The organism is Mesorhizobium sp. M7A.F.Ca.US.008.03.1.1, assembly GCF_003997495.1.
Classification (GTDB): domain Bacteria; phylum Pseudomonadota; class Alphaproteobacteria; order Rhizobiales; family Rhizobiaceae; genus Mesorhizobium.
Genome location: NZ_RZRU01000022.1, coordinates 43,332 through 56,588, shown reverse-complemented (window position 1 = coordinate 56,588; position 13,257 = coordinate 43,332). Strand labels below are relative to the sequence as shown.

At 64.0% G+C, this 13,257-nt stretch carries 8 protein-coding genes and 2 pseudogenes; 2 read left to right on the top strand and 8 right to left on the bottom strand.

The window, feature by feature from the left end:
• Positions 1–11 precede the first annotated feature (11 nt).
• The 5 genes and pseudogenes from EOA16_RS25475 to EOA16_RS25455 all read right to left on the bottom strand — a co-directional run bounded on the left by EOA16_RS25475 (position 12) and on the right by EOA16_RS25455 (position 6,431).
• On the bottom strand, positions 12–2,105 hold the full coding sequence (locus EOA16_RS25475) for an ATP-dependent helicase (protein WP_127260663.1): 2,094 nt from the start codon (positions 2,103–2,105) through the stop codon (positions 12–14).
• 89 nt (positions 2,106–2,194) lie between these two features.
• Complete coding sequence (locus EOA16_RS25470) at positions 2,195–2,368, bottom strand: hypothetical protein (RefSeq protein WP_127260662.1); 174 nt, start codon at positions 2,366–2,368, stop codon at positions 2,195–2,197.
• A gap of 392 nt (positions 2,369–2,760) precedes the next feature.
• Positions 2,761–3,982: pseudogene (locus EOA16_RS25465) on the bottom strand (M20 aminoacylase family protein).
• Positions 3,983–4,000: 18 nt separating this feature from the next.
• A pseudogene (locus EOA16_RS25460) lies at positions 4,001–5,226 on the bottom strand (Zn-dependent hydrolase).
• Positions 5,223–6,431, bottom strand: coding sequence for a diaminopropionate ammonia-lyase (locus tag EOA16_RS25455; protein ID WP_127260661.1), 1,209 nt, complete (start codon positions 6,429–6,431; stop codon positions 5,223–5,225). Before EOA16_RS25455 ends, EOA16_RS25460 begins: the two are co-directional and overlap by 4 nt.
• Before the next feature lie 221 nt (positions 6,432–6,652).
• On the opposite strand from EOA16_RS25455, the gene EOA16_RS25450 reads away from it, so the two are divergent.
• Together EOA16_RS25450 and EOA16_RS25445 are read left to right on the top strand one after the other, a co-directional pair.
• A complete protein-coding gene (locus EOA16_RS25450) occupies positions 6,653–7,132 on the top strand; it encodes an Lrp/AsnC family transcriptional regulator (protein WP_127260660.1) in 480 nt (159 codons plus the stop codon).
• 76 nt (positions 7,133–7,208) lie between these two features.
• Entirely contained in the window at positions 7,209–8,351 is a 1,143-nt protein-coding gene (locus EOA16_RS25445) for an NAD(P)/FAD-dependent oxidoreductase (RefSeq protein WP_127260659.1), read from the top strand.
• 27 nt (positions 8,352–8,378) lie between these two features.
• Here the strand turns inward: EOA16_RS25445 and EOA16_RS25440 are convergent, their stop codons facing one another.
• The 3 genes from EOA16_RS25440 to EOA16_RS25430 form a co-directional block, all read right to left on the bottom strand.
• Complete coding sequence (locus EOA16_RS25440) at positions 8,379–10,487, bottom strand: molybdopterin oxidoreductase family protein (RefSeq protein WP_127260658.1); 2,109 nt, start codon at positions 10,485–10,487, stop codon at positions 8,379–8,381.
• Positions 10,488–10,705: 218 nt separating this feature from the next.
• The gene (locus EOA16_RS25435; protein WP_127260657.1) at positions 10,706–12,583 is read right to left on the bottom strand and encodes an ABC-F family ATP-binding cassette domain-containing protein; all 1,878 of its coding nucleotides are present in this window, start codon (positions 12,581–12,583) and stop codon (positions 10,706–10,708) included.
• 124 nt (positions 12,584–12,707) lie between these two features.
• Positions 12,708–13,157: a MucR family transcriptional regulator gene (locus tag EOA16_RS25430; RefSeq protein WP_013532467.1), complete on the bottom strand. Its 450-nt coding sequence runs from the start codon at positions 13,155–13,157 to the stop codon at positions 12,708–12,710.
• Between the last annotated feature and the right edge of the window lie 100 nt (positions 13,158–13,257).

The window sequence follows — 13,257 nt, the reverse complement described above, 5'->3', positions numbered from 1 at the left end:
CTATCCCGCGGCTATTTCCACATGCCGCGCATGCGCGCGCCGATGTCGACGCGTACCTCCGGCCGCGCCGCCCTGCCCTGTACCGCCTGTGCGCTCGGCCACGACACCTGTTGGAATGCGGCAAGGATCGATGCCGGGATGAATCGGGTGCGCGAGGCATAGAGATGGCGGTCGCCGCGCGCCGCCTGGCCATGTGGAAAGAATCGCTGCGGCATGACCAGGTTGAGATTGTCCTTGGCCCGCGTCATCGCCACGTAGAGCAGCCGGCGCTCCTCCTCGATGTCTTCCTTGGTGCCGACGCCGAGATCGGCCGGGATGCAGCCATCGACCGTGTTGAGCACGAAGACGTTCTTCCATTCCTGGCCCTTGGCCGAATGGATGGTCGACAGGATCAGATAGTCCTCGTCGCGATGCGGCGGCCCGGCCTGGTCGCTGGTGGCGTCCGGCGGATCGAGCGTCAGTTCGGTGAGGAAGCGCTCGCGCGAGGCATAGCCCGAGCCGATCTGCTCCAGTTGCAACAGGTCGGCCCGGCGCGTCGTCGCGTCCTCGTGGATGCGCTCCAGATGCGGCTCATACCACAGCCTGATCTGTTCGAGATCGGCCGGCCATTTGGCGCCGGCGCGCAGACCGGAATAGAGCGAGACAAAGCCCGGCCAGTCATCCGCCGCGCGTTGCGGCGGACGCCAGCCGGCCAGCCCCATGGCCTCATCCAGCGCCGTCGTCATGGTCTCGACGATCTGTGCGGCGGCCGAAGGGCCGATGCCCGGCATCAATTGCAGCACGCGGAAGCCGGCGACCCGGTCGCGCGGGTTCTCGGCAAAGCGCAGCACCGCCAGCACATCCTTGACGTGAGCGGCATCGAGAAATTTCAAACCACCGAACTTGACGAAGGGAATGTTGCGCCGCGTCAGTTCGATTTCCAGCGGCCCGCTGTGATGCGAGGCGCGAAACAGCACCGCCTGGGATTTCAGAGCTGTGCCCGCCTCGCGCTCGGCCAGGATCGTGTCGCAGATGAAATTGGCCTGCTCGACTTCGTCGCGCACGCTCACCAGTTTGGGCCGGTCGCTGGATTTGCGCTCCGACCACAGGTTTTTGGTGAAGCGCTCCGAGGCTTCGCCGATCACCGCATTGGCGGCAGCCAGGATCGTTTCGGTCGAGCGGTAATTGCGCTCCAGCATCACCACATCGGCGGCTTGCGCGAACTGGTTGGGGAAGTCGAGGATGTTGCGCACCTCGGCGGCGCGGAACGAATAGATCGATTGCGCATCGTCGCCGACCACCGTCAGCCCGGCGCCATCGGGTTTCAGCGCCATGAGGATCGAAGCCTGCAGGCGATTTGTGTCTTGGTATTCGTCGACCAGCACATGGTCGAAACGCCCACCCAGATGCGCTGCTATCTCGGGCTCCGCCGCCATCTGCGCCCAATAGAGGAGCAAATCGTCGTAATCGAGCACGTTTTGCGCCTGCTTGGCCTCGACATAACCGGCGAACAATTCTTTCAGCTGCTCCGCCCAACCGGCGCACCAGGGAAAGGCGGAACCCAATATCTCGTTGAGCGGCGCCTGTGCGTTGACGGCGCGCGAATAGATGGCAAGGCAGGTTCCCTTGGTGGGGAAGCGCGCTTCCGTCTTCGAGAAGCCTAGTTCGTGGCGGACCAGGTTCATCAGGTCGGCGGAATCCTCGCGATCATGGATGGTGAAGGCCGGGTCGAGGCCGATCTCCAGCGCATAGTCGCGCAGCAGCCGCGCGCCGATGCCGTGAAAGGTGCCGGCCCAGGTCAGCGCATCGGTGATGACAGCCGCATCGCGGCCGAGCACCTCGCCGGCAATGCGCTCGACGCGCCTGGCCATTTCGGACGCGGCGCGGCGCGAAAAAGTCATCAGCAGGATGCGGCGCGGGTCAGCCCCCTTGACGATCAGATGGGCGACGCGATGCGCCAGCGTGTTGGTCTTGCCAGATCCGGCGCCGGCAATGACCAGCAGCGGGCCGGCGATCTTGCCGTCGCCATGCTCGACGGCCTGGCGCTGGGCGTCGTTCAGCCGGGCGAGATAGGCAGGCTGGACGGTCGGTTCCCGAAAGGTCGAATCAGCGGTGGCGAGGTTCATCGCCCATCAAGCATCGTTTCTGCTTTGTTCGCAACGTCGATGCGAGGCTGGCCTCGTGCTCGACAAGCCGAAGCGCGACATCCGTGTCTTTAGCGTTGCGGATCGACACCCATGTCGGCCGACTGCCGCCGCAAGGTCTCGCGATCATATTGCGACGGTGGCAACAGCAGCAGGTCGACCGTATCGGGCACGTTTTCGATCATCTTCCTGGCGATACGATAGGTGACATAGGCGAAGGCGCCGGCGACGAGCAGACGGAACATGGTGCAACACTCCTTTGGAGCAGAACCAACCGGGGAAACCCCCTTTGGTTCCCTTGCCAATCGTCCACGCGGGCAGTCGAAGATGGAGGGCGGCCATGGTTTCGCCAGCGATTCCCCGATGCATTCTCGAGGCACCGGAGGCGGAACTTGGCGTTTGCGAGGTTTGTGTCCGCCGCATGCCGCTGTGGCGCCCCGGACGGGTTTTTGGGGAAGAAGGCCGGCGCCGCTTGGGAGGAGGAATGAAGCGCCGGCCAAGCGGATAATTAGGTCCGCCGCACAGCGGAAGGTAGCTGAGTCTTTCCCTGGCGTCATCGGAGGATTGTCTTTGTTAAAAACGTACCGACGCGCACAGCCCTATCGGTCGCCGGTCCGTCACAAGCTTGTCTTGACCATCATCCCGGCAATTTCAATAGACCCGGGAGCTGGCTGTCGGTAGCGGTGGTGTTGGGCCAGCGGCGATCGCCAGCCAGTCTTTGCCTGACCACGGCGACATGGAAATTCGTGCCGAACAACAGCCCCTCATCGTTGAAGTCGTAACTGGAATTGTGCAGCGGCGCCGAGCCCTCGCCATTGCCGAGGAAGACGAAGCAGCCCGGCACATGATCGAGAAACCGGGCGAAATCCTCGGAGGCGGTCATCGGCTCGCGGGCGACGGCGATGTTGCCGGGCTCGAAGACGCCTCGCGCGGCGGCGAATGCGGCATCGACCAGCTCGGCATCGTTGCGCAGCGGCACGAACTCCCTGCTGTAACGGACTTCGGCGGTGACATTGTAGGCGGCGGCGGTGCCCTCGGTGATGATGCGCATCTGCCGTTCGATCTCGGCGCTGACCTCGGGACGGAAGCTGCGCGCATCGCCGAGAATGCGGGCAAGGCCGGGAAGAGCGTTGCGGGTGCCGTCGGTGATCAGCTCGGTCACCGAAACCACCGATATGTCGGCCGGGCTCAGCCGGCGCGAGACGATGGTCTGCAGATTGGTGACCAGCGCGCAGGCGGCGACCAGCGTTTCGTTGCCCGCATGCGGCCGCGCGGCATGACCGCCGAGCCCTTTGAGCACGATCTCGAAGATATCCTCGGCCGACATTATGGGGCCGGCACGGGTCTCGAAATGCCCGATGGGCAGGCCGGGCATGTTGTGCAGGCCAAATATCTCGTCGAAGGGAAAGCGCTGCATCAGCCCATCGTCGAGCATGGCGAGCGCGCCCCTGCCCCATTCCTCGGCCGGCTGGAAGACGAACCGCACGGTCGAAACCGCCCTGCTCCGCCAGCAGCTTTGCCGCGCCGAGCAGCATGGTGGTGTGGCCATCATGGCCGCAGGCATGCATGATGCCGGGATTGCCGGAACGGTGGGGTGCGCCCGACTGCTCTGATATGCGCAACGCATCCATGTCGGCCCTGAGCGCAATCGACCGGTTGCCGCTGCCGCGCTTCAGCGTGCCGACGACACCGGTGCCGCCGACGCCTTCGGTGACATCGTCGAGGCCGAACTCACGCAGTTTGGCAGCGACGAAGGCTGCGGTGCGCTTCTCCTCGAAGCCGAATTCGGGATGCGCATGCAGATCGCGCCGCCAGAGAATCATTTCCTGCTTCAGCGCATCACGATCGAGTTCAGACATTCTGCTGCCCCTCCTGACCTACTTTGCCAGTTGCGCGGCCACATCAAGCAGGATGTTGGCGCCGGCAACAAGCTCGGCGTCATCAGTGTGTTCGCGCGGATTGTGGCTTATACCACCGGCGCTCGGCACGAAGATCATCGCCGCAGGCGCGATACGCGCCAGCATCTGCGCGTCGTGGCCGGCGCCCGATGTCATGCGCCTGACGCCAAGGCCGCGCTGTTTCGCGGCGGCCTCGATTTGTTCGACGATGCGCCGGTCGAAGATCACCGGTTCGAAGCGGGCCAGTTGCTCGACCGAGATGAACACGTTCTCGGCGGCGGCAAGCTCCTCGAGATAGGCGGCAAGCGCCGCCTCCTCCGCCTGCAGGCGCTGTTCGTCGGGGTCGCGCAGATCGATGGTGAAGACGGCGCGCGAAGGGATGACGTTGATGGCATTCGGCTCGAAGCGGATTGTACCGACGGTGGCGACAGTCGGCGCGTTCGAGGCTTTGGTCCGGTCGAGCAGGAAAGTGATGACCCGGGCCGCGGCGTGGCCGGCATCGTTGCGCATCGACATCGGCGTGGTCCGGCATGGTTGGCGACGCCGTCGATGGTGACGCGTTGCCAGGAGATGCCTTGCAGATTCTCCACCGCGCCGATCGGCAAACCTTCGCGCTCCAGCACCGGCCCCTGTTCGATATGCAGTTCGAGATAGGCATGCGGCTTGAGGAAGCCGGGCTCCCGGTCGCCGGCATAGCCGATGCGGGCGAGTTCCTGCCCGAGCACGCTGCCATCGGTGCCGACAGCCGCCAGCACCGTTTCGGCATCGATGCCGCCGGCGTGGACCAGCGAGCCCATCATGTCGGGGGTATAGCGTACACCCTCCTCATTGGTGAACGCGGCGACCGCGATCGGGCGCGACGGCGAAAAGTCCGATGCCTTGAGCGTCTCGATCACCTCCAGCCCGGCAAGCACGCCGTAGCAGCCGTCATAGATACCTGCATCGATGACGGTGTCGATATGCGAGCCGATGAGCAGCGGTGCCTGCCCGGTGTTTTCCGGGCTTTGCCAGATGCCGAATATGTTGCCGACCAGGTCGATGGCGATATCGAGCCCGGCCTGCCGCAGCCAGCCGACGAAGAGGTCGCGGCCCTGTTTGTCGGTGTCGGAGGCGGCCAGCCGGATCAGCCTGCCCTCGCCATCACGGCCAACAGCACCAAGTTCTCGGATACGGCCGAGCAGGCGCTTTGCATCGATGGCGATCATGCCGTTGCCTCGGCCGGCATCTTGCCGGCCAGCACATCGGCCGGGCTCATGCCAACCAGTTCGGCATAACGATGCGGATCGGTGGCGCCTTCGGTGTTGATCACCAGCACCCGGGATTTGCCACCAAGTCCAAGCTCGGCCTTGTTTTCGGCCACCGCCCGGATCAGCCCGGCAACGCCGACGCCGCCGCTTTCGCCGGCGACGATCACCGGGTCACCGCCGGCCGGCCGCGCCAGCCGCCGCATCACCGCGACGGCGTCGTCCTCATCCACCGTCATGAAGGCATCGGCGGCGCGCGCCAGCACCCGCCAGGCGACGGGCGAGGCTTCGTAGCATTCGAGCATGGCCATCACCGTCGGCCGGCCGTGCGCGACCTTGAGCGGGCGCCCGACCTGGGCGGCTGCAAAAACACAGGCGGCACGCGCCGGCTCGACCACGATGAAGGTCGGCCTGGCATCCCCGAGCACGATGGCAAGATGTCCGGCCAGCGCGGCGGCAATGCCGCCGACACCGGCCTGCACGAAGACGTGGGTTGGCGTCCGAGGGAGTTGGCCCAAGGCTTCGCGCACGATCGCGGTATAACCCTGCATGACGAGGCCGGGAATGCGCTCATAGCCCGACCACGAGGTGTCGGAGACCACGGTCCAGCCCTTCTCGGCCGAAACCTGAGCAGCTTGCCTGACCGAATCGTCATAATTGCCGTCGACGCGGATCATTTCGGCGCCATAGCGGGCGATCGCGGCGATGCGCTCCTCGCTGACGCCGGCATGGACAAAGATCGCCGCCCGCGCACCGACGAGTTGCGCGCCTTGCGCGACGGAGCGGCCATGGTTGCCGTCGGTCGCACAGGCAAATGTCATCGCCGCGGCAACGGCACGCACGTCGGGCTGATCCAGATCGGCCACATCGACGGGCCGGCCAAGCCGGCTGCCGGCCTCCTCCAGCACCAGGCGGAAGACGGCATAGGCGCCGCCAAGCGCCTTGAAGCTGCCGAGGCCGAGGCGAAAGCCTTCATCCTTGATATGGATGGCGCCAAGGCCGAATTCGCTGGCGAGCGCCGGCAGCGCATGCAGCGGCGTCATCCGGTGATTGTCGCGATGGACAAGAAAACGCTCGACCGTGTCGGCGCCGGCAACGCCAAGGGTATCGGCATCGGCCGGATCGAGTGGCAGGCGATGCAAAGCATTGCGGTTGAGCAGGAACACTGGCGGTCTCCCTAGAGCCGGATGATTTCGGGTCGAATCGACCCGAAATCTGAATCCGTCTCTAAATCAAAGAGATAGAGAGCATGATGTCGTCCGAAAACCGCTTCACACTTTTCGTCATCATGCTCTGACATTCAGCGAGAATATATTGCAGGATTGGCGCAAGGAGCGCTGTAATATGGCCTCCCAAATGCAAGTTTGTTTCGCCAGGGATATCTCCATTGCCTCCATCGCCACCCTCGCTCGACGGTTTCGATCTCGCCATTCTTGCCATCCTGCAGCGCGACAACACCACGCCGCAGCGGCTGATCGGCGAGGCGGTGAACCTGTCGGCGCCGGCGGTGCAGCGCCGCATCAAGCGCATGGAGCAGAACGGCGTCATCGCCGGCAATGTCGCGATCATCGAGCCGGCAGCGGTCGGCCAGCCGATCACCATCTTCGTCGAGGTGGAACTCGAGAGTGAACGCGCCGAACTGATCGACGCGGCCAAGCGGCAATTCTCGGCGACCCCTGAAATCCAGCAATGCTACTATGTCACCGGCGAGGCCGATTTCATTCTGGTCATCACCGTGGCCGACATGGGCGCCTATGAGGCGCTGACGCGAAAACTGTTTTTCGACAGCAACAATGTCCGCAAGTTCCGAACGTTTGTTGCCATGGACCGGGTCAAGGTCGGACTGACGGTGCCCTTGCCCGGCTGAGCTCTGCAGGCATGACAGGCTCCGGCTGCCATGTTTTTGCCATTCTCCGGAAGCGAGTTTGTCGGCGGAGGCGCGCTTGGACGACACCACACCAGTTGCGATCATCGGTGCCGGGCCGGCGGGCCTGGCCATTGCCGCGTGCCTGCGGCAGGCAGGGCAGGATTTCGTCCTGCTCGAAAAAGAGCAGCAGGCCGCACCCGCCTGGCGACGCCACTACGAGCGCGTCCATTTGCACACGACCAAACGCTATTCCTCGCTGCCCTTCGCACCCTTTCCCAGGGACTATCCGCGCTATGTGCCGCGCGATCTCTTCGCCGACTATCTCGATGCTTATGCGCAACGTTTCGATCTGCGGCCCCGATTTGGGGAAACGGTGCGGGCGGTGACCCGGCAAAGCAGAAGCTGGCTCGTGGACACGACAACAGGCCCCCTGCACGCTTCAAACGTCGTGATTGCGTCTGGCAACAACGCAGAGCCGCTGATGCCGGGATTTGCCGGCGCCGATGCCTTCAAGGGCAAAAGCCTGCATAGCGCCGACTATCGCAACGCCGTGCCTTTTGCCGGCCAGTCGGTGCTGATCGTTGGCATGGGCAACACCGGGGCCGAGATTGCGCTCGATCTGGTGGAAGGCGGTGCGCGACCGACGATTTCGGTGCGCGGCGGCGTTCATATCGTGCCGCGCGAGTTGCTCGGCGTGCCCATCCAGATGATCGGCATGGCGGCTCGCCTGATGCCGCAACGCATCAACGATGCCTTGTTCCCCATCATCCTCGATCTGGCCTTGGGCAGGCTGGGGAAGTACGGGCTCAGGCGGCCGCAGCAAGGAATGCTGCAGCAGATCGCGCTCTCGTCGCGCATCCCGACGATCGATATCGGCACGGTCGGCAAGATCCGCGAAGGTGCGATCAAGGTCGCACCCGATATTGCCGAGATCACCGAACGAGGCACCCGTTTTGTCGACGGCAAGCATGGCGAGTTCGATGCGATCATCTTCGCCACAGGCTTCCGGCCGGGCTACGCCAAATTGCTGGAGCCCGGCGTCCAGCCAGGCGGCAGCGGCGTCAATGCGAGGGCTTCGGACCTCGGTCTTTATCTGATTGGCTTTCACAATCCGGTCACCGGATTGCTGCGTGAAATCTCGATCGAGGCAGAGCAGATCGCCGACGACATCCGCCTGCGGCGAAACCGAAAGAAAGCTGCAGAAACACTGCCGGTGTGATTTAGCGAGATTGGATTCTCGCCAGCCTTAGCCTGCCGCGCGCAGCCAGACCTTGTTGTCGTGGAAGGCAGCGCCGCCATAGGGCGCCGGCGCATCGGCGCCGGTCAGAACGTTGATGCCTTCGCCGCGCTCATGGGCGCTGTTTGGCCAGATGCCTTCGGCGATGACGACGCCGCGCTTGAGGCCGTCAAACAGCTTCGCGTGCAGCACGACTTCGCCGCGGGTGTTGCCGACCTCCACACGGTCGCCGTCGGCCAGCCCAAGGGCCACGGCATCGTCGGGGTGCAGCAGGAGTTCCGGGCGGCCTTCCCTGGCCTTGGACACCGGTGTTTCCGAAAAAGTCGAGTTGAGAAAATTGCGCGCCGGCGACGTCGTCAGCCGGAACGGATGCGCCTCGTCGGCAACCTCGATCAGGTCGACATGGTCGGGAAATTCCGGCAACCGCGCCACCGGGCCGAACAGGCCCATGCTTTTCGGCGGCCGGTTGGGCGCCGCCTGCCCGGTCCAGTCGGCGCGGAAGCGGAATTTGCCGTCCGCATGGCCAAAGCCGTTGATGAAGTGCGCGGCCTCGAAATCCGGCTGCAGGTCGACCCACTTGTCTTCCTTCAAGCTGTCGAAGCTGCCCAGCCCGCGTTTGCCCAGGATGATGTCGATATGCTGCTGCTCGGTCAGGCCGAAGCCCGGACGGTCGGCGACACCGAGGCGCCCGGCCAATTGCTCGATGACGAAATGGTTGGTGCGCGGCCCTTCCGGCGGCTCGATCAGCTTGGGACCGAGCGTGATGTGCTGGTTGCCGCCGCCCTTGTAGACGTCGTCATGTTCCAGGAACATCGTCGCCGGCAGCACGACATCGGCAAGCTTGGCCGTGTCGGTCATGAACTGCTCGTGCACGCAGGTAAACAGGTCGTCGCGCAGGAAGCCTTGGCGCACCAGCCGCTGCTCCGGCGCGACATTTACCGGATTGGTGTTCTGGATCAGCATCGCCGTCACCGGCGGGCCGCCATAGAGCGCGTCGCTGGCTCCCATCAGCACCGGGCCGATGCGCGAATGGTCGAGATAGCGGATCGAGGGATCGCGCATCTTGGTGCCTTCCAGCACATCCTGGTTGAGCTTGAAGATGCCGGAGTTGGAATGGAAGGCTCCGCCGCCCTCATATTGCCAGCTGCCGGTGACAGCCGCGATGCAAGATGCGGCATGCATGTTGACGGCGCCATTGCGCTGGCGCGCGAAACCATAGCCGAGCCGGAAATAGGTCTTTCTGGTTGTGCCGACGAGCCGGGCGAAGGCCTCGATCTCGGCGGCCGTCAGGCCGGTGATATCAGCCGCCCAATCCGGCGTGCGTGTCACGAGATGTGCTTCCAGTCCCTTCGGATCGTCGGTGTATTTTTCGAGATAGGCGCGGTCGGCCATGCCTTCCCTGAACAGCACATGCATGACCGCGCAGGCCAGCGCGCCGTCGGTACCCGGTCTCAGCACTAGGCCGAGATCGGCCTGCTTCATCGTCGCGTTTTCGTAGACGTCGATGACGACGATCTTGGCGCCGCGCTCCTTGCGCGCCTTGATGGCGTGGGTCATGACGTTGACCTGCGTGACCACCGCATTGGTGCCCCAGATCACCACGCAATCGGATTTCGCCATCTCGCGCGGGTCCGGCCCGCGCAGGGCGCCCGTCCCCATCATCCAGCCGGTCCAGGCCAGATTGGTGCAGATCGAACCGAAGAAGCCGGAATACTTTTTCGCGTGGCGCAGCCGGTCGATGCCGTCGCGCTGCACCAGCCCCATCGTGCCGGCATAGTAGTAGGGCCAGACCGTCTCCGAGCCGTATCTCTCCTCGGCCGCAATGAACTTCTCGGCGACGAGGTCGAGCGCGGCCTCCCAGCTTGCTTCCTTCCAGGCGCCGCCACCCTTGGCACCGGCGCGGATCAGCGGCTTCAGCAAACGGTCGGGATGATGGACGCGGTCGGCGTAACGCGCGACCTTGGCGCAGACGACGCCGGCCGTGTAGCTGTTGGACTTGGCGCCGTGGACGCGGCCGATGCGGTTGCCGTCGAGCAGTTCGACTTCGAGCGCGCAGGTCGAAGGACAATCATGCGGACAGGCCGAATGGCCGATGCGGAGCTTGGCGTGCTGGTTCATGAATTGAGGTTAGCCGGTTCCAGACGTAGCGTGTAGGGCCAGATTTGCCCACAAGCTGCCTTTGGGAGATGTCTTATCCACCTGATATGGCGCGGCAGTGGTTCACCCTCCCCTTGACGGGGAGGGTCGGCGCGCAGCGCCGGAGTGGGGTGAACTGCCGCGCTGCCCCCACCCGCTCCGCTTCGCGGATCGACCCTCCCCACAAGGGGGAGGGTAAATCACTCCGCCGTGCCTTCCTCATACTCTGCCGACATGGACAGCCACTTTTCCTCGTGGCCGGCCAGCGTCTGGGCCAGTTGCGAGCGCTCCTTGGCCAGCCGTGTCGCCGTCGAGGGATCCTTCTCGTACACCGCCGGATTGGACAGTTCGTCCTCGATGCCGTCGATGCGCTTGCGGATGCGGTCCATCAGCGCTTCGGTGGCGCGGATTTCCTTGGCGAGCGGCTCGAAGGCGGCGCGGCGTGCCGCTGCATCGCGGCGGCGATCGGCCTTTGACGCCTTGTCCGCCTCGCGCTTGCCGCGGCGGTCGCCGGACACGCCGGTGACCAGCGTCTTGTAGTCTTCCAGATCGCCATCATACGGATTGACCGCGCCGTCCTTGACCAGCCACAGCCGGTCGGCGGTCGCCTCCAGCAGATGGCGATCATGCGAGATCAGGATGACGGCGCCAGGGAATTCGTTCAGCGCATGGATCAGCGATTCGCGGCTGTCGATGTCGAGGTGGTTGGTCGGTTCGTCGAGGATGAACAGGTTTGGGCCCTCGAAGGCCGACAGACCCATCAACAGCCGCGCCTTCTCGCCGCCCGACAGGTCCTTGGCGGCGGTGTTCATCTTCTCGGTGGTGAGGCCGAATTGGGCGACGCGGCCGCGGACCTTCGATTCCGGGGCCTCCGGCATCATCCGGCGGACATGCTCGTAGGCGTTTTCGTCCGGTCGGAGATCGTCGAGCTGATGCTGGGCGAAGATCGCCACCTTCAACCCGGGCGCCACCGTCATGGTGCCGCTCTCCTGCTTCAGCCGGCCGGACAGCAATTTGGCGAAGGTCGACTTGCCGTTGCCGTTGGCGCCGAGCAGCGCGATGCGGTCGTCGGCGTCGATGCGCAGCGTCATCTTCTTCAGGATCGGCTGGCCCTCGGTGTAGCCGACATTGACGTTGTTCAGCGCAACGATCGGCGAGGCCACCGTCTTCACCGGCTCGGGGAAGGAGAACGGCCGCACCGAATCGTTCACCAAGGCCGCGATCGGCTTCATCTTTTCCAGCGCCTTGATGCGCGACTGTGCCTGTCTCGCCTTGGAGGCCTTGGCACGGAAGCGTTCGACGAAGGATTCCATATGCTTGCGGGCGGCTTCCTGCTTGACCCGGCCCTTCTCCTGCAATTCCTTCTGCTCGGTATATTGACGCTCGAACTGGTCGTAGCCGCCGCGCCAGAAGGTCAGCTTCTTCTGGTCGAGGTGAACGATCGAGTTGACGGCGCGGTTGAGCAGGTCGCGATCGTGCGAGATCAAAAGCACTGTGTGCGGGTATTTCGATACATAGTTTTCCAGCCACAGCGTGCCTTCGAGATCGAGATAGTTGGTCGGCTCGTCGAGCAGCAGAAGGTCGGGCTCGGCAAACAGCACCGCGGCGAGCGCCACGCGCATGCGCCAACCACCGGAGAAGGACGAGGCCGGGCGCCTCTGAGCGGCGTCATCGAAGCCAAGGCCGGCGAGAATGGTGGCGGCGCGGGATTCGGCTGAGTGCGCGTCAATATCGGCCAGCCGCATATGGATATCTGCGATGCGGTGCGGATCGGTCGCCGTCTTTTCCTCTTCGAGCAACGCCGTGCGTTCGAGATCGGCCTTGAGCACGATCTCGATCAGCGGATCCTCGGTGCCTGGTGCTTCCTGCGCCACCTGGCCGATGCGGGTGCTCTTCGGCAGGCTGATCGATCCTGTCTCGGATGGGAAATCGCCGGTGATGGCCTTGAACAGCGTCGTCTTGCCGGTACCGTTGCGGCCGACAAGGCCCGCTTTGGTGCCAGCCGGCAAGGTCAGCGAGGCATGGTCGAGAAGCAGGCGTCCGGCCATGCGGAGCGATAGGTCGTTGATGATCAGCATGGCCGCGCTTTTGCACCGGACATCAACGCTTCGCAAGGCCTTGCGGGCCAGTTGGCCGCACAAGGCCTCGAAACGACGCCCGCGAGGACACCGTCAAAGCAGCCGAACAGTGGCTTGCCTGTTCTCAGGCAGTCGCCTTGCGCTTCGTTGCCTTGGCGACAGCGGCCGGCGCTGCTGCCGGCTTGCGGCCAAGTCCCGTCGACTTTGCCAGCGCCGATCGCGTCGCCGAGTAGTTTGGCGCAACCATCGGATAGTCCGGCGGCAAGCCCCATTTGGCCCGATAGTCGTCCGGGCTCAGGCCGTAGTCGGTCCGCAGATGCCGCTTGAGCGACTTGAACTTCTTTCCGTCCTCCAGGCAGATGATGTAGTCGGGAAACACCGACTTCTTCGGATTGACTGCCGGAACCAGGTTTGGAGTTTCCGCGACAACTGCACCAGCGAGCTTGCGAACCGAAGCACTGACGCTGGCAATCAACTCAGGCAGGCCGGAAGCCGGAAGAGGATTGTTGCCTACATAGGCCGAGACAATATCGGCCGTCAGCTCGATAACGGTCTTATCATCGATATTTGACAATTCTTTCACCTTATTTGCGACAAAATCATCCACCCCAGCGAAGACTTGTGTCGATGTATCTCTTTAACCGCGTCCCCCAACGGACCGCCAAGCCTCATAA

Bases quoted from the DNA above. Each gene is read 5' to 3' on its own strand.
- EOA16_RS25475 (WP_127260663.1), bottom strand. From the start codon at position 2,105: ATGAACCTCGCCACCGCTGATTCGACCTTTCGGGAACCGACCGTCCAG.
- EOA16_RS25470 (WP_127260662.1), bottom strand. From the start codon at position 2,368: ATGTTCCGTCTGCTCGTCGCCGGCGCCTTCGCCTATGTCACCTATCGT.
- EOA16_RS25440 (WP_127260658.1), bottom strand. From the start codon at position 10,487: ATGAACCAGCACGCCAAGCTCCGCATCGGCCATTCGGCCTGTCCGCAT.
- EOA16_RS25435 (WP_127260657.1), bottom strand. From the start codon at position 12,583: ATGCTGATCATCAACGACCTATCGCTCCGCATGGCCGGACGCCTGCTT.